The sequence below is a fragment of the Ruegeria sp. CH8 genome, assembly GCF_056536985.1.
Window position 1 is genome coordinate 129711 of sequence record NZ_JBQFQR010000004.1, and the last position, 21172, is coordinate 150882.

Annotated in this window: 21 protein-coding genes; 15 read left to right on the top strand and 6 right to left on the bottom strand. The window is 56.6% G+C overall.

All coding sequences use genetic code 11. The annotated features are described in order from the left end of the window. Window positions 1–5: 5 nt before the first annotated feature. Window positions 6–872: a lytic transglycosylase domain-containing protein gene (locus ACR0ER_RS05985; protein WP_480768127.1), complete on the bottom strand. Its 867-nt coding sequence runs from the start codon at window positions 870–872 to the stop codon at window positions 6–8. Between the two features lie 354 nt (window positions 873–1226). Here ACR0ER_RS05985 and ACR0ER_RS05990 point away from each other — a divergent pair, with 354 nt between their 5' ends. From ACR0ER_RS05990 to pdeM, 15 genes are all read left to right on the top strand, one after another. After that, the gene (locus tag ACR0ER_RS05990; RefSeq protein WP_480768128.1) at window positions 1227–1403 is read left to right on the top strand and encodes a hypothetical protein; all 177 of its coding nucleotides are present in this window, start codon (window positions 1227–1229) and stop codon (window positions 1401–1403) included. Between the two features lie 141 nt (window positions 1404–1544). Then, window positions 1545–1721 carry a hypothetical protein gene (locus ACR0ER_RS05995; RefSeq protein ID WP_480768129.1) on the top strand — a complete coding sequence of 59 codons (177 nt, stop codon included), beginning with the start codon at window positions 1545–1547 and terminating at the stop codon, window positions 1719–1721. 172 nt (window positions 1722–1893) lie between these two features. Next, window positions 1894–2766, top strand: a complete 873-nt coding sequence (gene cpaB, locus ACR0ER_RS06000) for a Flp pilus assembly protein CpaB (protein WP_480768130.1) — start codon at window positions 1894–1896, stop codon at window positions 2764–2766. A 194-nt stretch (window positions 2767–2960) separates the two neighbouring features. Continuing rightward, a complete protein-coding gene (locus ACR0ER_RS06005; RefSeq protein WP_480768131.1) occupies window positions 2961–4367 on the top strand; it encodes a type II and III secretion system protein family protein in 1407 nt (468 codons plus the stop codon). Between the two features lie 17 nt (window positions 4368–4384). Next, on the top strand, window positions 4385–5014 hold the full coding sequence (locus ACR0ER_RS06010) for an OmpA family protein (protein ID WP_170332751.1): 630 nt from the start codon (window positions 4385–4387) through the stop codon (window positions 5012–5014). A 200-nt stretch (window positions 5015–5214) separates the two neighbouring features. Beyond that, window positions 5215–6447 (top strand): CpaE/TadZ family protein, encoded by a 1233-nt coding sequence (locus ACR0ER_RS06015; protein WP_480768132.1) that lies wholly within the window; start codon window positions 5215–5217, stop codon window positions 6445–6447. 25 nt (window positions 6448–6472) lie between these two features. Beyond that, the gene (locus ACR0ER_RS06020; protein ID WP_480768133.1) at window positions 6473–7906 is read left to right on the top strand and encodes a TadA family conjugal transfer-associated ATPase; all 1434 of its coding nucleotides are present in this window, start codon (window positions 6473–6475) and stop codon (window positions 7904–7906) included. 11 nt (window positions 7907–7917) lie between these two features. Beyond that, complete coding sequence (locus tag ACR0ER_RS06025) at window positions 7918–8886, top strand: type II secretion system F family protein (protein ID WP_170332757.1); 969 nt, start codon at window positions 7918–7920, stop codon at window positions 8884–8886. 10 nt (window positions 8887–8896) lie between these two features. Next, window positions 8897–9877: a type II secretion system F family protein gene (locus ACR0ER_RS06030; protein WP_480768134.1), complete on the top strand. Its 981-nt coding sequence runs from the start codon at window positions 8897–8899 to the stop codon at window positions 9875–9877. A 7-nt stretch (window positions 9878–9884) separates the two neighbouring features. Next, entirely contained in the window at window positions 9885–10466 is a 582-nt protein-coding gene (locus tag ACR0ER_RS06035) for a tetratricopeptide repeat protein (RefSeq protein ID WP_480768135.1), read from the top strand. Window positions 10467–10495: 29 nt separating this feature from the next. Then, window positions 10496–11347, top strand: coding sequence for a tetratricopeptide repeat protein (locus ACR0ER_RS06040; protein WP_170332760.1), 852 nt, complete (start codon window positions 10496–10498; stop codon window positions 11345–11347). 3 nt (window positions 11348–11350) lie between these two features. After that, window positions 11351–11896 (top strand): prepilin peptidase, encoded by a 546-nt coding sequence (locus ACR0ER_RS06045; RefSeq protein ID WP_480768263.1) that lies wholly within the window; start codon window positions 11351–11353, stop codon window positions 11894–11896. A 116-nt stretch (window positions 11897–12012) separates the two neighbouring features. After that, window positions 12013–13320, top strand: coding sequence for a P-loop NTPase family protein (locus ACR0ER_RS06050; protein ID WP_170332764.1), 1308 nt, complete (start codon window positions 12013–12015; stop codon window positions 13318–13320). Between the two features lie 40 nt (window positions 13321–13360). Further along, on the top strand, window positions 13361–15772 hold the full coding sequence (locus ACR0ER_RS06055) for a ligase-associated DNA damage response DEXH box helicase (protein ID WP_480768136.1): 2412 nt from the start codon (window positions 13361–13363) through the stop codon (window positions 15770–15772). 41 nt (window positions 15773–15813) lie between these two features. Continuing rightward, the gene (gene pdeM, locus ACR0ER_RS06060; protein WP_480768137.1) at window positions 15814–16476 is read left to right on the top strand and encodes a ligase-associated DNA damage response endonuclease PdeM; all 663 of its coding nucleotides are present in this window, start codon (window positions 15814–15816) and stop codon (window positions 16474–16476) included. A 6-nt stretch (window positions 16477–16482) separates the two neighbouring features. On the opposite strand, the gene ACR0ER_RS06065 is transcribed toward pdeM, so the two are convergent. The 5 genes from ACR0ER_RS06065 to ACR0ER_RS06085 form a co-directional block, all read right to left on the bottom strand. Further along, on the bottom strand, window positions 16483–17181 hold the full coding sequence (locus ACR0ER_RS06065; protein WP_480768264.1) for a LytTR family DNA-binding domain-containing protein: 699 nt from the start codon (window positions 17179–17181) through the stop codon (window positions 16483–16485). A 250-nt stretch (window positions 17182–17431) separates the two neighbouring features. Continuing rightward, window positions 17432–18322: a bifunctional methylenetetrahydrofolate dehydrogenase/methenyltetrahydrofolate cyclohydrolase FolD gene (folD, locus tag ACR0ER_RS06070; protein ID WP_480768138.1), complete on the bottom strand. Its 891-nt coding sequence runs from the start codon at window positions 18320–18322 to the stop codon at window positions 17432–17434. A gap of 52 nt (window positions 18323–18374) precedes the next feature. Continuing rightward, window positions 18375–18680, bottom strand: a complete 306-nt coding sequence (locus ACR0ER_RS06075) for a chorismate mutase (RefSeq protein ID WP_170332774.1) — start codon at window positions 18678–18680, stop codon at window positions 18375–18377. Between the two features lie 58 nt (window positions 18681–18738). Continuing rightward, window positions 18739–20415: a formate--tetrahydrofolate ligase gene (locus ACR0ER_RS06080; protein WP_480768139.1), complete on the bottom strand. Its 1677-nt coding sequence runs from the start codon at window positions 20413–20415 to the stop codon at window positions 18739–18741. Window positions 20416–20580: 165 nt separating this feature from the next. Then, window positions 20581–21156 carry an MOSC domain-containing protein gene (locus ACR0ER_RS06085; RefSeq protein WP_480768140.1) on the bottom strand — a complete coding sequence of 192 codons (576 nt, stop codon included), beginning with the start codon at window positions 21154–21156 and terminating at the stop codon, window positions 20581–20583. Between the last annotated feature and the right edge of the window lie 16 nt (window positions 21157–21172).

Consider the following 21172-nt stretch of genomic DNA (forward strand, 5'->3'; position numbering starts at 1 on the left):
CTTTTTCAATTCAGTGTTTGGAACACACACCCGTCTGAAATCAGCTCGGGTGGCGTTGAACACAAGGCCTTGGCAATCTGGAAGGCTGCCAACACCTTGGGCACATAGTCCCGCGTCTCGGCATAAGGCGGCACGCCGCCATGTTTGCGTACAGCCCCTTCTCCTGCATTATATCCAGCCAGAACCATAATCGGGTCATTGCCGAATTCTTCCATCAGCCAGCTTAGGTATTTCACACCGCCCGAGATGTTCTGAGAGGGCTGAAAGCTGTCTTTTACACCAAACCGCTTGGCAGTGGCCGGCATCAGCTGCATCAATCCCTGTGCACCTGCTGAACTGACTGCATCCGCGCGACCCGCCGACTCGACGGAAATCACAGCCAGCACCAGAGCGGGCGAAACTTCCGTCCCTACCGTAGACCGAAGGATTTCGATCCCCTGTTGCTGCGCGATATTCTGAAGGGTTTGCAGCCGTGGTGATGCAACATTAGTCGCAGCCAAAGCATTTATGGCGTTCGTCAAACGCCCCGCGCCCGACGCGGAGAGTGCGGGGGATACTTTGTCCCAAAAGGCCTTATAGGACCCAACCGGCTTGCCCTTAGGTCCGGCACCGGGAACGCTAGGGGGTACTACCTTCGTGCGCGAGATAATCTCGGGAACTTCGATTTCTGCCCCGGTGCTTGGCGCGAACGGCGCCGCTGCATGTTCTTCGGGCGATATCTGAACAGTCACCTTGGGACGCCCCCCTGGTTTTGGCGCCTTTACTCTCTTGTATACGCCTCTGGGTTCACTCTCAGCTGCGCCAATTGGCATTGGTGCTGCCCCCATCAACGCCAATATACCGGCGCAGGTTATTGCGTCCCGGAGTTTCATTTTGCCTGCCTCGTGCTTTTTCTTTTTCGTAGTTTGAACCGCGAATCCCTTTGAAAAGCCAGAAAAACACAATGAATTGGGGCGGTTTTGCCTCATTTGCCGTAATTTTGCATCGCCCACATTGGTCACCGCCCTCGATATACGTTTTTTAAATGTTATTTTTCAATGAGTTACCAAAAACTCTGAGAAAAAGTTAAGCCCTGAAGGAAAAAAGCGGTGTTTGGCCCAATTCCTGCCATGCCGGACAGGCAAACATAATGCCATACCGAGACGGACGGGAGCGGACTGAGAGAGAAAGCTCTGTTAGACGCCGAGGTTAAAGTAACTTTTTTGATCCTTTAGGAGGGACGTAACATGATCAAGTTCTTCAAGAACTTCCGCAAAGATGAAGACGGCGCCGTAACTGTTGACTGGGTTGTTCTGACCGCAGCCGTTGTCGCCCTGGCCGCTGTCGCCTACGGCCAGATCTCGACCGGCACCTCAACTGCTGCATCGAACGTATCGACCAAAATGGGCACCGCTACTCAGTAATAAAGCAGCGGCTACAAATAACCCGCAAGGTTGAACCAATTGTAGGGCCTACGCGGGAGCCGAGGAAATCTGATAAAGGCCGCGCCTGACAAGTGGGGCGCGGCCTTTTTCTGTTGAAGCATGCCGTACCGGAGAGAAATGATGAGTGAAACCCGCAAAAGTTTCATCCGCGACGAAGACGGTGCTGTCACCGTTGACTGGGTTGTTCTGACCGCTGCCGTCGTGGCCCTTGCTGGAGTCGCAATTACTGCAATTCATGGCGGGACTGGGAATGTTGCAACAACGGCCAGCGATCGTGTCATGTCAGCAACCAAGTAGCTGAATAAGAGTAATCCCGGCTTTGTTGAACATTCGCCACAAATAGCGCAAAAACCAAAAATCAAGCCAAGTTTATCCCCCTTTTCGACACAATCTACTTTTATTCAAAAACGATCTTCGTCGTAGATTGTACGCCGAACCAACCAGAACAAAGTGATAAGAGGGGACACGCATGCGTTTGGTTTTTGGACTTGTCCTGATTGTCGGCGTCGCATTGGCCGGAGGCGCAGTATACTTGGCGCGCGACTACATCTCGGAATATCAGGCTCAGCTTGACCGAGAACGCCAGGCAACACAGGACGCGCTGGCAAGCGCCAAAATCGTGCCTTTAGTTGGTGTTGTTGTCGCGAACCGCACCATGAAATATGGTGAGCGGCTGTCTGAAGATGATGTCCGAATTGTAAACTGGCCTGAAGATGCTGTCCCGGAGGGCACTTTTTTGGATTTGGCTGCCTTGTTCCCGGAAGATGCCGACGGGGATCGCTTCATCAGAAGAGTGATGGAAAAGGACGAGGCGTTGATGGAAGTCAAAGTCACCAACCCCGGTGAGCCGGCTGGCTTGATATCGCGCATCGAAAAAGGCATGCGCGCTTTTGCTATCCGGGTCGATGTCGCGTCCGGCGTGTCGGGTTTTCTGCGTCCCGGTGATAATGTCGACGTCTACTGGACTGGCTCCGTCAGCGCCGATCTCGAAGGTGGTAATCGCCAAATTACGCGCTTGATTCTAACAAATGTCCAGTTGATTGCGGTCGACCAGCTTGCAACGTCGGACGTATCAGATACTACCATCGCGCGCACAGTGACAGTAGCTGCAACACCGGAACATATCGCAGCTCTGGCTCAGGCGCAGAATACCGGACGCATGTCGTTGGCCCTGGTTGGCGCTCAGGACGACACCGTCGCTACGGCGGTTGAAGTGGATCAGCAGAAACTTCTTTCAATCGAAAAGGCTGTCGCTCCAGTCAAAGTCGAGAAAAGAGAATGCTTCACTAACATTCGGCGTGGTGGGGAAATTGTCCAAACCCCGATTCCCTGCACAAACTGACGTTAAATCATATATTTACAACCGCAAGCCGCGCCCTGTGCGCGGCTTGTTCCGTTTTGGATGTTGCGCATTGTCCACATAAGGAAAATTCCGGAAACCCTTGATTATTGCAATAAATTATCAATTCGCGCAATGTTAACCGGCATAGGGCAATAGACCCGAAAAAACGAAGCGTGATCGGAGAGGCAGGTCACATGACAATACGTTCTTGGATCAGCGCAACCCTGCTTGGGTTAGCGCTTTCAGTTGGTCCGGTCGGGCAAACGGCCTGGGCTGAAACTTTACGCGTAGTGAAGAATGGGACAGCGGAAACGCTGGACGTTCCGATGAACCGCGCAATAGTCGTAGAAAGCGAAGAACCGTTCGCCGAGCTTAGCATCGCAAATGCGGGCATCGCAGACATCTCATCGCTTTCGGATCGCACGATTTATGTGTTGGGCAAGGCTCCGGGCCTGACAACGCTGACTCTGTTTGACGGCGCAGGTAATCTGCTAGCGAACGTTCGGGTTCGTGTATCGCCGGATGTTTCCGAATTCAAAGAACGGTTGCGGCAGATTCTGCCAGCTGAACCAATCGAGGTGCGTACTGCCAATGACGGCATTGTGCTTTCGGGTACGGTATCAAGCAGCGCAAAACTGGCACGAGCTCTGGAGCTTGCGGAGCGTTATGCGCCCGAGCGTGTCTCGAATCTGATGTCCGTCGGTGGCGTACAGCAGGTGATGTTGAAAGTACGCTTTGCTGAAATGAACCGCTCGATAGCGAAAAGCCTGACGGCCTCTCTTGGTTTTGGCGGTAGCGACGCATCCGGTGGTTTCAACACTCTGAACAACCTGCCTGCGCTGAATAACGCATTGAACAACAACATCCCCGCTGTTCAAACAAATACAGGTGCAATCCTGTTTGGGTTTGGTGCCGGATCAACGCAGGTGCGTCTACTCTTGGAAGCACTGGAGAACAAAGGTCTTGCGCGCAGCCTCGCGGAACCCAACCTGTCCGCACTTTCGGGGCAGGAAGCCGAATTCCTTGCTGGCGGCGAGGTCCCGATTCCTGTTCCATCGGATGACGGCAACATCGCTATCGAATACAGGGCGTTTGGTGTAGAGGTTCTGTTTACTCCACGCGTCGTGGATGGTGACGTGATCAACCTCGAAATGGGCACATCCGTTTCCAGCATCGATCCGAACTCGGATTTCTCGATTGCAGGTACCACCGTTCCTTCCTTCATTACGCGCCGTACCAAAACAACGGTTGAGCTGCGGGACGGTGAGAGCTTTGCAATTGCAGGGCTTATTCAGGACGACTTTGCAGACCTGAGTAATCAGGTGCCTTGGCTTGGCGATGTTCCGGTACTTGGCGCCCTGTTCCGGAGCGCGCAATATCAGCGCCAACAAACCGAACTTGTCGTTATTGTAACCGCGCATCTGGTTTCGCCGACCCGTGGCGAAGCGCTGGCATTGCCAACCGACCGCGTCAAGCCGCCCAGCGAATTCGATCTGTTTATCAATGGTAAGACCGCACGCACCATCCCTGTGGGCTCTGGTGGGGCATCTGAAGTCGCTAAGCAGGACTTTGGTGGCTCGTACGGCTACGTCCTGGAATGATACGGAGGATAGGACCAATGCAGAAGTGGATCATCGCACTGGGTCTTTCGGTCGCTGTCACTGCGTGTACGCGTGAGGCCGGATACGAAGTCGACGCAGGCGCGTTCGGGAATGCAACCCTGAACAACATCCAGGTCATGAATGGAGAATTGACCTACGCTCAAATTCTGGGTCAGCGATTCGCGGCCGAAGTACCGACGCAGATTAACTTTGCCTTTGACAGTGCTCAGTTGGATGCATCGGCCCAACGAATACTGCTGCGACAAGCGGACTGGATCAAACAGTTCCCCGAGGCACGCTTCCGCGTTTATGGACATACCGATGCTGTCGGTTCCGCGTCCTACAACAAAGCGCTGGGTCAAAGACGTGCCAATGCGGCCGTCGCTTTCCTGACGAGACAGGGCATCTCCCGCTCTCGCCTTGAAGCCGTCGTTTCGCTAGGTAAAACGCAGCCGCTTATCGCGACTTCGGAACGGGATCGTCGCAACCGGCGTACCGTGACCGAAGTGTCTGGATTCTTGGGTCGAAACCCGCTTGTTCTGGATGGCAAGTACGCCGAAATCGTCTATCGCGAGTATGTCGAAAGCGCGACGCGCGAAAGCTACATTCAGACCGAAGATACTGCCAGCACCGGCAGTAATGAGTAAATAATCACTGGAAATGGGCGGCATCGTCGCCCGTTTCCCTACAATTGGTTCTTTTGCGCCCAAATCTTGCCTAAGTTCCAAGCCAAATTTTCAACAATTAGGTGACCTGCGGCCAATCTAGGCCGCAATGGGGCAAGGACGAACCAGACAAAGCCTTCAGGCTGACTGAGTTTGCCTGTTTCCGCGACGAGGATTGGTTAATGACGAGCGCATCGCCACAAGACGATAAGAATGCCATTCTGGCCTGTACCATCAGCCGTGATGTCCAAAACTTCGATCTATTGATCGAAGACATGGAGGCCGCACTTGGAGAGCGGTGGGGGGATCTGGGCTTTGCCGAAGCTCTGGCATTTTTTAGCCAACCCGATGCAGATAACCTGGAATTTGTCGCATTGGCGATTGATGGCGAGGACGAAGACAACCTGTCATTGATGGGTGAAATCATCGCCCGCGCGAAAGAAAAGAAAATCAAGATCGTTCTGATCGCCGAAGACGTCTCTCCGGCCTCTCTGCATCAACTTCTGCGCAAAGGGGCTGACGAATTCGTGCCTTACCCGCTGCCCGAGAGCGAGTTGCAGGAAGCGATTGCCCGGATGAAACAACCCGACCCGGTTGCAGTTCAGCAGGCAGCCGCGCCCCTGGCGCAAGGTGAATCAAAGGAAGGTGCCCTGTTCGTTGTACACGGCTTGGCTGGTGGCGTAGGATCGACCACGCTGGCAGTCAATCTGGCTTGGGAACTGGCCACCGTATCTGACAAAGAAGCGCCTTCTGTGTGCTTACTGGATCTGGACCTGCAGTTTGGCACGGTGTCCACCTATCTGGACTTGCCGCGCCGCGAAACCGTTTTTGAGATGCTGTCGGACACGGCCTCTATGGATGAAGAAGTGTTCTCGCAGGCGCTGCAAAACTATGAAGAAAAGCTTCAAGTTCTAACAGCACCGTCAGACATGGTGCCGCTGGACCTGATTACACCGGAAGACATCGAACGTGTGATCGACACGGCCCGCCGCCACTTTGATTATGTCGTCGTGGATATGCCTTCGACACTTGTTCACTGGTCGGAAAACGTCCTTCAGGCCGCACACGTGTATTTCGCACTGATCGAACTGGACATGCGTTCGGCCCAGAACGCTCTGCGTTTGAAACGCGCCTTGCAGGCTGAGGAACTGCCGTTCAACAAGTTACGTTTCGCCCTGAATCGCGCCCCGAAGTTTACCGACCTGAACGGCAAGAGCCGCGTGAAGCGGATGGGGGAAAGCCTGGGTATCTCCATCGATCTTCAACTGCCTGATGGCGGCAAGCCCGTCATGCAAAGCGGCGATCATGGACAGCCGCTGGCCAGTGCAGCGGCCAAGAACCCTTTGCGTCGGGAAATCGCGAAACTTGCAAAATCGCTTCACAGCCTGGGCAGCAGCGACGCTGAAGCCGCGTAAAACAATTTGAAGGGGAAGAACCGCCGTGTTTTCAAGATACAAGAAACGGCCCGAAGGGCAGCCGGTTCAATCCCCAGCTGCAGAGCCCAAACCTACTGTCGAGACAGCGCCGAAGGCTACCGCAGTCGCCCGACGCCCTATCCAGAAAAAAGCTGCCGAACCAGCCAGCGCTGATCGTGACCGCAAGCGCAAAGAGCGTCTTGGCGAAATCAAGATCGAACTGCATCGGGAGCTGTTGGAGAACCTGAACCTCGCGGCGCTTGAGAACGCCGGTGAGGCAGAACTGCGTGCGGAAATCAGCGCCATTTCCGGTGAAATTCTGGAATCCCGCAACATCGTATTGAATCGCGAAGACCGCACTCAACTGACTAAGGAGTTGTATGACGAGGTAACTGGCCTTGGCCCGCTTGAAACCTTGCTACAGGACGACACAGTCAACGATATTCTGGTCAACGGCCCGCAACAGATCTTTGTGGAACGACATGGCAAGCTGGAAATCAGCGACATCACCTTTAAGGACGAAAAGCACCTGATGCGGATCATCGACAAGATCGTGTCCGCCGTGGGTCGCCGTGTTGACGAATCCAACCCTTATGTTGACGCCCGTCTGGCCGACGGTTCACGTTTCAATGCGATGGTGCCGCCGATTGCGGTGGACGGTTCGCTGGTATCGATTCGTAAGTTCAAGAAAGACAAGCTGGGCATCGACGACCTGGTCAACTTTGGAGCTTTTACTGAAGAGATGGCCGCCTATCTGCAGGCCGCCGTGTCGACTCGGCTGAACATCATCGTGTCGGGCGGTACAGGTTCCGGTAAAACAACTACGCTGAACGCACTCTCCAGCTTCATTGACGACGCCGAACGCATCCTGACAATCGAGGATACCGCGGAACTTCAGCTACAGCAGACCCATGTGGGCCGGATGGAAAGCCGCCCACCCAACGTCGAAGGCAAAGGTGAGGTCAGCCCACGCGACTGTTTGAAAAACGCCCTGCGGATGCGCCCAGACCGCATCATCGTGGGCGAAACGCGTGGTGCCGAGGTGATCGACATGCTGCAGGCCATGAACACCGGCCACGACGGCTCGATGACTACGATCCACGCCAACTCTGCCCGCGATGGTATCTCGCGTCTGGAAAACATGATCGCGATGGCCGGGATCGAGATGCCGATCAAAGCGGTCCGCAGTCAGATCTCATCAGCTGTGAACCTGATCGTTCAGGCCAGCCGACTACAGGACGGGTCGCGCAGGATGACCTCGATCACCGAGATCACCGGTATGGAAGGCGACGTGATTTCGATGCAGGAAATCTTTAAATTTCAGCGTGTTGGCCTGACACCGGACAATAAGATCATCGGTCACTTCACTGCCACCGGCGTGCGCAGCCACTTTTCCGAGCGTTTCCGCCTGTGGGGCTTTGACCTGCCCTCTTCGATCTACGAACCAACGAAAATGTAGGAGATCTGAATATGCAACTGCCTATTGAGGCGCTCATATATGTCGTGATCTTCGCCGCGGTATTCGCCTTGGTGGAAGGTATCTACCTTGTCGCGTTCGGAAAATCCATCAGCCTGAACAGCCGCGTTAACCGCCGGTTGGATATGCTCGACAAAGGTGTCGGTCGTGAACAGGTATTGGAACAGCTGCGCAAGGAAATGCGGCAGCATATGAAGACGCAGAGCATTCCGCTCTATTCGTTGCTGGCGGACAAAGCACAAAAGGCTGCCATTGCCTTCACTCCGCGACAATTGATCGTCGTCATGGCTTTGCTGTCTTGCTTTGCCTTTGTTGGCCTAAGCATCGGCACCGCGACAGATATGGTTCTACGAGTGGCCTTGTCGGTATTTATCGGTGTGGGGGGTGTCTATGCCTGGGTAAACAACAAGGCAAAAAAACGCATGGCCCTGATGGAAGAGCAACTGCCGGATGCGGTTGAGTTGATGGTACGCTCGCTGCACGTGGGCAACCCGTTTGTATCCTCTGTCCAGATCGTCGCGAACGAAGTGCAGGATCCACTGGGCACGGAATTTGGCATCATCGCGGACGAATGCGCTTACGGCCGCGACGTGGGCGAGGCGCTCAAAGAGATGGCGGAGCGTCTGGATATGCAAGACCTTCGATTCTTGGCTGTTGCCGTCGGTATCCAGCAGCAGTCAGGTGGCAACCTGGCCGAAATCCTGGCTGGTCTGGCAAAGGTGATCCGTGCCCGTTTCCGTCTGTTCCGGCGCGTAAAAGCGATCACTGCCGAGGCGCAATGGTCCGGCAAATTTCTTTCCGGTTTTCCTCTCTTTTGCCTGGTTTTCATTTTGGTAAACGACCCCACGTACTATGACGAAGTGGTAGATCACTCCTTGTTTATCCCGCTCTGTTTCTTTGTCGGTATCATGCTGACACTGAACCTGATCGTGATGCGCATTCTTACTAACATCAAGGTCTGAGGATATCTCAATGGAATTTCTGAGCCAAATCAACGACCTGACCAAACAGCACCTGGGTGAATTCGGGCCTCTGATCATAATCGGCGTTCTGGGGTTATTCATGATCCTGATTGCCGTATCTCTGATACTAAGCCAGCCAGAAGACCCGCTTAAAAAGCTGCAGAAATCGAATTCGGCGCCTAAGCCAAACAAAAAGTCCAAGAAAGACAAGCTCCGCACTGCCAGCCGCAACGAGCAACTTGAAAAGTTTGCCACCTTCCTTGAGCCGAAGAACGAAGACGAACTTTCGGCTATGCAACTCAAGCTGCGGCAGGCCGGATATCACTCCAAAGATGCGGTACGGTTCTTTCACTTTGCACAGTTTGCGCTGGGCATTGTCGGTATTCTTGTAGGCGTAATGCTGATTACAGTACTGTCCGGCGGGCAGGAATTCACCGGCAACCAAATAGCGATCCGCGTTCTGATCCCAGCCGCTGCAGGGTATTTTCTGCCGCGATATTGGATCACCCGGCGCGTCGAAGAACGGAAGGAATCGATTACCGCCGGATTTCCCGATACGCTGGATCTTATGCTTGTCTGTGTCGAAGCAGGTCAGTCTCTGGATCAGGCCATTGTTCGGGTTGCCAACGAGATGAAATCCTCCTACCCCGACATCGCTCAGGAATTCCAGATTGTAGCATATGAGTTAAAGGCGGGTAAGGACAAGGACTCGGTGCTGCGTGACTTCGGAACTCGCTGTGGCGTTCAGGATGTCAACGCCTTCGTGACCGTGATGATTCAATCGGCTACTTTCGGGACATCCATCGCAGACGCACTGCGCGTTTATGCCGGCGAGATGCGTGACAAACGCGTGATGCGGGCCGAAGAAGCCGCGAACAAGTTGCCAACCAAGATGACACTTGCCACAATGACGCTGACGGTGCCGCCTTTGCTGGTAATTCTGGTTGGACCTTCGGCAAAAGGGATTGCAGATTTTGCAGGTGGCGGCTGATACCTCCATGACATCCAACTTCGTGCGTATCCTATCCACGATACGCCAAACTCTGAAGGCCGCCTTGGTGATCGCCATGGTGGCCTCTTGTTCGGATACGGGCCTGTCAGATGATCTGGATGCCCCCGGGATAAACCCAAAAGGCCAAAATGCGGACGAAATAGCAGTCGGCAACCGTTTGATGGCCGCCGGTGAATACGAACTGGCGCTGAATTCTTTCTCTCGTGCTGCACTGGACCAAGGAATGACAGCAGAGATTTTGACGTCGATGGGCACAGCTAATCTGGGCCTTGGTCGTCTGGGACAGGCCGAACCGCTGTTGCGTCGTGCTGTAAAAAATGCCCCCGAATGGTCGGTTGCATGGAACAACCTTGGCGTGTTGCTGATCGAGACTGGCGAATACCCAGAGGCTACTCAAGTCTTTAAACGCGCCTACGCGTTGGACAATGGCGAAAGTGACGCAATCCGGGACAATCTGCGCTTAGCACTCGCAAAAATGGAAAATCCTGTTAATACTGAGGCCGAAGAACAAGAATACACGCTGGAGCGGCAAGGCGACGGGCAATATACGCTGCGCAAGCTCCCATAAAACAGGCAAGGGCAGTAAAGGACGCAAAAATGCGCCAACAATTCTTGATTGCGCCGATGATGATGTGCGGGTTGATATTGTCTGCCTGCGAAAAAGAAACCGAGGAAGAAAAAGTCGAGCGTACCTACCAAGAGGTCAACGTCATCGAAGAGACGAACCTGAGCGAGGTACTTCTGACTGCTGCTGACCCGAATGAGGCGGTCACTTACTTCCAAGGTGCTGCAGCTAAGAACCCGGACAGGATAGACCTGCAACGAGGTCTGGCAATCTCTCTTTCCCGCGCGAAGCGCTCGACCGAGGCCGTCGCCGCTTGGAAAAAAGTAACGACCATGAAGGGATCTGGTAATGTCGACAAAGTCGAGTATGCCGACGCCCTTGTTCGTGCCGGCAACTGGGGACAAGCCAAAACCGTTCTGGATTCTGTGCCGCCCACTTACGAGACCTTTAAACGCTATCGCCTAGAGGCGGTTGTGGCCGACTCCAAAAAAGACTGGAAACGTGCGGACCACTTTTACGAAACCGCGATCGGCCTGACCACTCGGCCAGGCGGTGTGATGAACAACTGGGGTTATTCCAAGCTCTCACGTGGCCAGTACGAGGAAGCCGAGCGTTTGTTCACCGAGGCGATCCGGCAGGACAAGTCCCTGTTCACCGCCAAGAACAATCTGGTTCTGGCCCGTGCCGCTCAGGGCAACTACAATATGCCGGTTGTTCCAATGACTCAGGTCGAGCGCGCCGTGCTGTTGAACACAATGGGGATTTCTGCGGTCAAGCAAGGGGATGTGGCAACCGCCAAGAACCTTTTCCGTGAAGCCATCGCCACCCATCCTCAGCACTATGATGAGGCTGTCCGTTCGCTCCGCGCGCTCGAGGATGCCTGATTGATGAACATTCCCGCGCATGTTGCGTTGTGGTTTTTGCCCTTCGTTCTGCCGATTTGCCTCTACGTGGTATTGGTGGATCTGCGTCATATGTTGATCAAGAACCACGCTGTGAAAGCACTGTTTGCAGTGTTTGTGGTCGGCGGGCTTTTCGCACTGCCACCGTGGTCAACGGAATGGACAACCGCCACGGTGGGGTCGTGGACTATCTCGCTGCCACCCTACATCTGGCATTTGCTGCATGCCGTGCCAGTTCTGATTTTTGGCATATTGTTCAACGCAATCGGTGCATTGGGGGGCGGAGACGCCAAGTTTCTGGCCGCAGCGTCGCCCTTTGTCTGGCCCGGTGACTATCTTTTGGTTCTACTCATTCTGACAACGATGAACGTAGCCGCCTTGGTCGCTCACAGGCTGGCCCGCGCAACGGCACTGCGTAACTTCGCGCCCGATTGGGAAAGCTGGGAAAAGACCAGACATATACCGATGGGGCTCTCTCTGAGCGGCAGCCTCGTTGTCTACCTGGTCCTCGGAATTGTTTACGGCTCGTGAACTATCACCAAGCCGCCTTTTCCCTGCCTTGGTGCTGACACAAAGCCGGGACAGATTTTCCCAAGTGGCCCTTTTCGGGGCCTTTGGCGTGAATACTGGATAGACGGGCGACGCTCATGAATATGCAGACCACCTCGGTAATGGCTCCCCCTGCCCCCAAGGGTCTGGGCGAAATGCAACTGCCCATCGTCATGATGCGAGACATCTTGTTGAAGACGATTTTCCGCAAAAACGTTAACACCGTTTCCGAGATCGCCGAAGCGATTTGTCTGCCGGGTTCCGTCACACAGGAACTGATCGACATGGCTCGAGAGCAGAAGCTGGTTGAGGCCACCGGTACCCTGAACGCCAATAGCGGAAACGAGATGGGCTATCAGTTAACCGATGCCGGCAAGGCCCGCGCGCTGGACGCGCTGAGCCAGTCGGAGTACTTCGGTGCCATGCCCGTGCCGCTGGATGTCTACCGCGAGCAGGTCAAGCGTCAGTCGATCCGCAACATTCAGGTAACCCGCGATCAACTGGTCGGTGCCATGGGCCATCTGGTTCTGCCCGACACCCTGCTGGACCAGCTCGGCCCGGCGGTCAGCGCTGGACGTTCGGTTCTGATGTACGGCCCTCCGGGCAATGGTAAATCCTCGATCTCGAACGGGATCAGGGATGCACTGGGTGACAATGTCTACGTGCCCTATGCCATTGAATACGCCGGTCAGGTGATCACTGTTTACGACCCGATCGTGCACACCGCGATCGAGCAGGAACCCGATGACCCAAACAGCCTCCGCCGCCGCAAACGGTTCGACTCGCGTTATGTCCAGTGCGAACGCCCAACTGTTGTGACCGGTGGTGAGTTGTCTCTGAGCATGCTTGATCTGGTCTACAACCCAACGGCACGGACCTATCAGGCACCATTGCAGTTGAAATCAACCGGCGGCATCTTCATCGTGGACGACCTTGGCCGTCAGCAGGAACCACCACAAGCACTGATCAACCGCTGGATTGTTCCGCTGGAAGAGAACAAGGACATCCTCGGCTTGCAATCGGGTGAAAAGTTTGAAGTTCCCTTCGACACGTTGGTCATCTTCTCGACCAACTTCCACCCGAACGAGATCTTTGACCAAGCGGCCCTGCGCCGGATCTTCTTCAAGATCAAGATTGACGGCCCGAACCAGGAGAACTTCCTGAAGATCTTCGCTATGGTCGCCCGCAAACGCGGTATGCCACTGGATGAGGCTGCACTGGTGCACCTGTTGAAGGTCAAATACCCAACCATAAACAATGTCTACGCGAACTATCAGCCAATCTTCCTGATCGACCAGATGATCTCGATTTGTGAATTCGAGGGCATCCCATACCAGATGAGCCCCGACCTGATCGACCGCGCGTGGTCCAACATGTTCGTTAAAGACGAGAAAATCGTCAAATAACGCCGTGCCAATTCGGTGATGAGCCGGGTAGTCTGCACGCATGACGCAGATTCCCGCCCGGATCACCGATTGGTTCACCGCCAAAGGCTGGTCCATCCACCCCCATCAGCAGGACACGTTCAACCGGGCATTGGACCCGGCCACTTTGCTGATTGCGCCGACCGGTGGTGGAAAGACCATGGCGGGGTTCCTGCCCACCCTGGCCGAGTTGGCCGAGCGGGACCACGCTGGGTTGCACACGATATATGTCTCGCCCCTCAAGGCCTTGGCCGCCGATATCCGTCGCAATCTGCGCGGACCTGCAGATGAGATCGGCCTGCCCATCCGGATCGAAGATCGCACCGGAGACACCTCGGCCACGCAGAAGAAACGCCAGCGCGTGGATCCGCCACATATCCTGCTGACCACTCCGGAAAGCCTGGCTTTGTTGACCTCATACGAGGACGCACCACGGATGTTTGCCGGCGTGCGACGGGTGATCGTCGACGAAATCCACGCCCTGGCCGAAAGCAAACGCGGCGATCAACTGATGCTGGCTTTGGCGCGGCTGCAATCGCTGTGTCCTGACCTGCGCCGGGTCGGTCTGTCGGCCACGGTCGAAAACCCCGATGCCATCGCGCGCTTTCTGGCCCGGCACCCCGACCCCTGCCAGATCATTCAAGCCGATCCCGGCCCAGACCCAGACATCCGAATGCTGGAAACGCAGGAAATGCCCCCGTGGTCAGGCGGAGGTGCAGCCTATGCGATCCCTGCGGTGTTGGAACAGATCAAGCAACACAAGACGACACTGATCTTTCACAACACCCGCGCACAGGCCGAGATTTTCTTTCACAACCTCTGGCTCGCCAATGAAGACGGCCTGCCCATAGGCATCCACCACGGCAGTCTGGACCGGCAACAACGCGAGCGGGTTGAGGCCGCGATGGTCCGCGGAGACCTACGCGCCATCGTTTGCACCGGCAGTTTGGATTTAGGTATCGACTGGGGCGATGTGGATCTGGTGATCCAGATCGGTGCCCCCAAGAACGTTAAACGTCTGGTGCAGCGGATTGGGCGAGCGAACCACCGCTATAACGCACCCTCCAAGGCCCTTCTGGTGCCCGCAAACCGGTTCGAGGTGGTGGAATGTGTCGCTGCGCTTGAGGCCGCGAAAGCACATGATCTGGACGGAGAACCTCGTGGCACGGGTCCCCGCGACGTCCTGTGCCAGCATATCCTGATCGCAGCAGCAGCCGGGCCCTTCGACGCGGATACGCTGTTCACAGAAATGACTGCCGCCGGGCCTTATGCGGAACTGAAGCGCGCAGAGTTCGACGCCTGTCTAGAGTTCTGTGCCACCGGAGGCTACGCCCTGCGCGCTTATGACCGCTGGCAGCGGCTGCAACAACGTGCCGATGGCCTATGGCAGTTGCGAGACCCACGCGCGGCGCAGCGCATCCGCATGAACCTCGGCACCATTCAGGACACAGACACGCTCAAGGTGCGCCTGAAACGTAATCGTGGCGGTAAGCCTCTGGGTGAGGTTGAAGAAGCCTTTGCTGCCTCGCTCACTCAAGGTGACACATTTCTAATCGGCGGTCAGATCGTGCGTTATGAGGGCCTGCGCGAGATGGTTGTAGAGGTCAGCCGCCGCGCGGATCGCAAGCCCAAGGTGGCAGTCTTCTCGGGCACAAAATTCGCCACCTCAACGCAGCTGAGCGACCGCATTCTGCAGATGTTCGCGCAGCCCGACTGGCCGCAACTGCCCAAGCACACGGCCGACTGGCTTGCCCTACAGCGCGATATGTCCCGCCTGCCCCAACGCGACCGTCTGCTGATCGAGAGTTTTCCCAATGACGGGCGCGAGAACCTATGTGTCTACGGTTTCGCCGGACGCAACGCACAACAGACGCTGGGCTTGTTGCTGACCAAACGGATGGAGGAAACAGGCTTTGCCCCGCTGGGGTTCGTGGCCACCGACTATGCCACACTGATCTGGGGGCTGGATGCCGTCACGGACCCCCGCCCCCTTTTCCGACTGGACGCTCTACGCGAGGGGCTAGAAACTTGGTTGGCCGGGAACGCGGTGATGAAGCGCACCTTTCGCGCTTCGGCCACAATTGCCGGTCTTATAGAACGCAACACCGGCGGGCAGCGCAAAAGCGGACGTCAAGCGACGTTCTCATCGGATATCCTCTATGACACCTTGCTGAAGTATGATCCCGACCACCTGTTGATGCAGATCACCCGCGAAGAGGCCATGCGCGGACTGGTGGACTTCGGGCGTATCGAGGCGATGGTTGAACGTATCGGCGACCGGATTGATTTGCTGAGGCTGGATCGCGTCTCACCGCTTGCGGCACCGCTGTTCCTTGAAGTCGGCAAGGTGCCGGTCAAGGGTGCGGCAGAGGAACGTCTGCTGGCCGAAGAAAGCGCCCGCCTGTTGCAGGCCGCAGGGCTGGAACCCGGCTGATACCGCTTGCACCCCCGACCGAAACGCGCAAAGAACGGACCATGAACAGCATAGCGTTTTCTTTTGCCGGGCAAAGCCTCAGTGCGCTGGGGTCCGGGGCATTGTGGTGGCCCGAGCAGAACCTGCTCTGTGTTTCTGACCTGCATCTGGGTAAGTCTGAACGTATCGCCCGGCGCGGCGGCCCGACCCTGCCGCCTTATGACAGTCAGGAAACGCTGACCCGTCTGACTGCCGACGTCACGCAAACCAATCCGGGCACCGTGATCTGCCTGGGCGACAGCTTCGACGATCTGGATGCGTCCATGGCGATAGGTCCGGATGAGAAACGGGATATCACCGCCTTGCAGGCCGGTCGCCGCTGGATCTGGATCGAAGGCAACCACGACCCCGGCCCGATTGATCTGGGTGGGTCGCATCTGTCTGAATGCAGTATCGGTCCGCTGACGTTTCGACATATCGCGCAGACAGAGGCCCAGGCCGAGGTGTCCGGCCATTACCACCCCAAAGCCCGGTTGCAAACACGCGGGCGCGCGATCACCCGCCCCGCCTTTCTGATCGATCAGACCCGGCTAATCCTACCCGCCTACGGCACCTATACCGGCGGGTTGCGCAGTTCGGATCACGTGCTGAACTCATTGATGGATGATGGGGCTTTGGCCATCCTGATCGGCCCCAAGCCGCAGATCATTCCCATGCCAAGGTGAATTGGCTCAGAGGATCCCATCCTGTTCCAGCATCGGTTTGTATTTTCGGCTGACGGGAACCAGATCGCCGTTCTTCAACCGCACAAGGGTCTTCCCAGACTGCCGTTCGACCCCCGCGATGGCCGCATCCACTACCCAGTGCGAGCGATGCGTACAATGACCCGGGACCGGCTCCATCTCGGCAATCGCATCGGTGAAGCGTAACCGGATGGTAAATATTCCCTCGGACGTCACGACTTCCACGGCATGATCCCGGACAGTCAGGCGGTAAATCTGGCCCTTAAATGTATCTGGCAACCGTTTCGCAAGCCGCGGCGCCACAGATGCGACCTCTTCCTCCGATAGCTCAGTCTGGCTATGCCCCCGCACTAAAACCAACCCGGTCGCAAACAGCGCCCCATACGGAGCAACTGACAAGAAGCCCGGTGCTTGCTGCCCAGTGACGGTGATTAACAAGTATGACAGCAACCATAGAGACGGAACGAAGAGCCCCAGTATGACCAGAACCAGCGCAGTATCACGCCAGGAAAAATGGGCGTCTGCAAAGTAGGTATGCGTCACCTTCCTGGCAATCCGTGCGACACACAGGGCCAGCGACAGTACCCCGATCCAGAACACAAGGCGTTGGGCAAAAATCAGGTCGATGGCTGGAAACGGCTGAAATGCAGACGCAAGCAAAGGAGGGAAAACTAAAGCCGCAATCACTCTGCGCAATGTGATCTCGGCGTGAATTGGGCTTAGTGTTACTCTCATACCTACTTAAAAATGCCTGCGGGGCCAGCTAATCCCCGACGGCTTACACCTTCACTATATAACAGGTTGGATTTACATGTTTATCACTGAATCTGTTACATTCAAAGTCCGAGATTTAAAACTTAATGCGAGCTTAGTGAAACTATTAGACCGAGGAGTTTTCCACTCCTCGGCCCTTAAACCGGTAAAGGTACGCTAAAGATCAGGCGGTCAGGCCTTCGGGCTCTGGCAGGTCATTTGCGCGGCAGCAGGCGGTCAGCGTGTTGGCGAGCAGGCAGGCGATGGTCATCGGTCCCACACCCCCCGGAACCGGGGTGATTGCGCCCGCGCGCTCGGCAGCGCTGGCATAGTCGACGTCGCCGACCAGCTTGTTCTTGCCGTCACGCTCAATACGGTTGATGCCCACGTCGATTACGGTGGCACCTTCCTTGATCCAGTCGCCCGGCACCATCTCGGGGCGGCCAACAGCGGCAACAACGATATCGGCGCGGCGGACGACGTCCGGCAGGTCCTTGGTACGCGAATGCGCGATGGTCACGGTGCAGCTGTCGCCTAACAGCAGTTGCGCCATCGGTTTGCCCACGATGTTCGAACGGCCAATGACAACGGCGTCCATGCCCGATAACGAGCCGTGATAGTCGCGCAGCATCATCAGGCAGCCCAGCGGGGTGCAAGGCACCATCGACTTCTGACCGGTGCCCAGCAGGCCCACGTTTGAGATATGGAAGCCATCGACGTCCTTAGCCGGATCGATGGAGTTGATCACCAGATCTTCGTTCAGGTGCTTGGGCAAGGGAAGCTGTACCAGAATGCCGTGCACAGCGGGATCGTTGTTCAGCTTGTCGATCAGCGCCAGCAGGTCTTCTTCCGAGGTCTCAGCGTCCAGTTTGTGCTCGTACGAGTTCATACCGACTTCGACGGTCATCTTGCCCTTGGAGCGGACATAGACCTGGCTCGCCGGATCCTCGCCCACCAGAACCACCGCCAGACCGGGGGTGATGCCGTTTTCTTCTTTCAGCCTTGCAACCTGATCGGCAACCTGCCCCCGCACTTTGGCGGCAAAGGCCTTCCCATCGATAACCTGCGCTACCATCCTTTGATCCCTTCTATCAAAAACGGAACGGGCGCATGGGGCGCCCGGTCATTCAGTCAGGGCCGAGCACGCGTTCTTCGCGGGCAATCGACCAGTCAATCAGAATGCGCCAAAGCCGCTCGGCAAGATCGGGGTCCATCCCTAGCTCACCTGAACTTGCGCGCACGCGCTGCACCACTTCTTCGACGCGCTCCGGAATGCGGGCCGGCAAGCCCTCGCCGGGTTTCAACAGCGAAGCGCGGTCAATGTAACCAGCGCGCGTCACCAACATCTCGATCAGTTGGCGATCCAGCTTGTCGATCTGAGCCCGCAATTCCTGCATCGATTGGCAGTCTTGCGGCGGTGTCAGAGTGGGCATTGCGATCTCCTCATGGCCCGGGGATATCCCCGGACCACGAGATGTCCTATTCGGCGGCTTAGAACAAGCCCTCGATCTGGCCTTCTTCGTTGAGACGGATTGTCTCAGCGGCCGGTTTGCGGGGCAGACCGGGCATGGTCATGATCTCACCGCAGACAACCACGATGAAGCCGGCACCTGCGGACAGGCGAACCTCACGCACCGGAACCGAGTGGCCGGTGGGAGCGCCGCGCAGGGTCGGGTCTGTCGAGAACGAGTACTGGGTCTTCGCCATGCAGACCGGCAGGTTGCCATAGCCCGCTTCTTCCCACTCGCGCAGTTGGTTGCGGATCTTGTTGTCTGCCAGAACTTCGTCAGCGCGGTAGATGCGCTTGGCGATGGTTTCGATCTTCTCGAACAGCGGCATTTCATCGGGGTAGATCGGTGCGAAGTTCGCAGTGCTGCCTTCAACGATTTCGACAACTTTCTCAGCCAGCGGCGCCGAGCCGTCCGAACCCAGTTCCCAGTGGCGCGACAGAACCGCTTCTACTCCGTGGTCGGCGCAGTAGCTCTTGACCGCTTCAACTTCGTCATCAGTGTCGGTGACAAAGTGGTTGATAGCGACAACAACCGGAACACCAAAGGACTTCACGTTCTCGATGTGACGGCCCAGGTTGGCGCAACCGCTGACCACGGCATCGACGTTCTCGGCACCCAGATCGGCCTTGGCAACACCGCCGTTCATTTTCATCGCGCGCACGGTGGCAACCAGCACAACGGCCGACGGTGCGATGCCTGCTTTGCGGCACTTGATGTTCATGAACTTCTCGGCACCCAGGTCGGCACCGAAACCAGCTTCGGTCACGACATAATCAGCGACTTTCAGAGCGGTCTTGGTCGCGATGACCGAGTTACAACCGTGCGCGATGTTCGCGAAGGGGCCGCCGTGGACGAAGGCCGGGTTGTTTTCCAGCGTCTGAACCAGGTTCGGCTGCATCGCGTCCTTCAGCAGGACGGTCATTGCACCTTCGGCTTTGATGTCGCGGCAGTAAACCGCGGTCTTGTCGCGGCGGTAGGCCACGATGATGTCGCCCAGGCGCTTTTCCAGGTCTTTCAGGTCGGTCGCCAGACACAGGATCGCCATGACTTCGGACGCCACCGTAATGTCAAAGCCGGTTTCACGCGGGAAGCCGTTCGACACACCACCCAGCGACGCAGTGATCTGACGCAGAGCGCGATCGTTCATGTCGACCACACGGCGCCATGCAACACGGCGTACGTCGATTTCAGCTTCGTTGCCCCAGTAGATGTGGTTGTCGATCATGGCCGACAGCAGCGAGTGGGCCGAGGTGATCGCGTGGAAGTCACCTGTGAAGTGCAGGTTCATCTCTTCCATCGGAACAACCTGCGCATAACCGCCACCTGCAGCGCCGCCCTTCATGCCGAAGTTCGGGCCAAGCGAGGCTTCGCGGATGCAGATCATCGCGTTTTTACCGATGCGGTTCAGACCGTCACCCAAACCAACGGTGGTGGTGGTCTTACCTTCACCCGCCGGAGTCGGGTTGATCGCGGTGACCAGGATCAGCTTGCCGTCTTCACGGTCCTGAACCGAGTTGATGAAGTCCTGGCTGACTTTGGCCTTGTCGTGGCCATAGGGCAGCAGATCGGCGGAATCGATGCCGATCTTGGCACCGATTTCCTGAATCGGCTTCTTGTTCGCTTCGCGAGCGATTTCGATGTCAGATTTATAGCTCATTGGGCAGGGTCCCTGATTGAATGCCGTGCAAAACCGGCGCGGAGCGTCGGCGCTGCGCAATCCATACCGTCGTGTACCAAACAGATGGCCGTGGATTCCGACATAATTGTGCCGCGAAACGGCGTAGTGACATTTCAGCGGTTTCAGATCGGAAACGAGTGCCCCTTATGGTGCCCACGCCCTTTGGTCCGGCACAAACAAGGTCATCCGGTCGCCCAGCCCCAATTCACCCGGCCGCTCGACCCATGCGGTGACCCCGCGCCGCCCCTTTGCAGCCGGTTTGAATGCAACTCCATGTCCGGGCAGATCCGCCTCAATCTCGCGCCCGGGGATCACGCAGGGACGATTTTCCATATCAACCGTGATGGTGACGCCGCCCGCGACCTGCAGCCGCGAAGAGGGTGGGATGTGGGTAAAGTCCGGGATACCACGCAACACGATGCTGGCGCCCAGAAAGGACGGGTCCAGTTGATCCAGCGCCATTTCTTGCGCGGTTGCCTCGATCTCTTCCGCCGATAGCACCGACAGTTGCCGCACATTGCGGATTTCCGTGCCCTGCGGGTAGAGGTTCTTCATCCGCACGCATGACGCCCGGTTCACCCCTTCGTGCCGCGCGCCGCGATCCCCGGAAAAGCCAAGGTCCAGCGCCTTGACCGCATTGGCGCGGATCGAGCCGCCTGCAGGCACATGGCCCAGCCAAACCACTTCGCCCTGATATTCAGTCTCGCGCATCACCGGCATTATTGCCCCTTTCCCT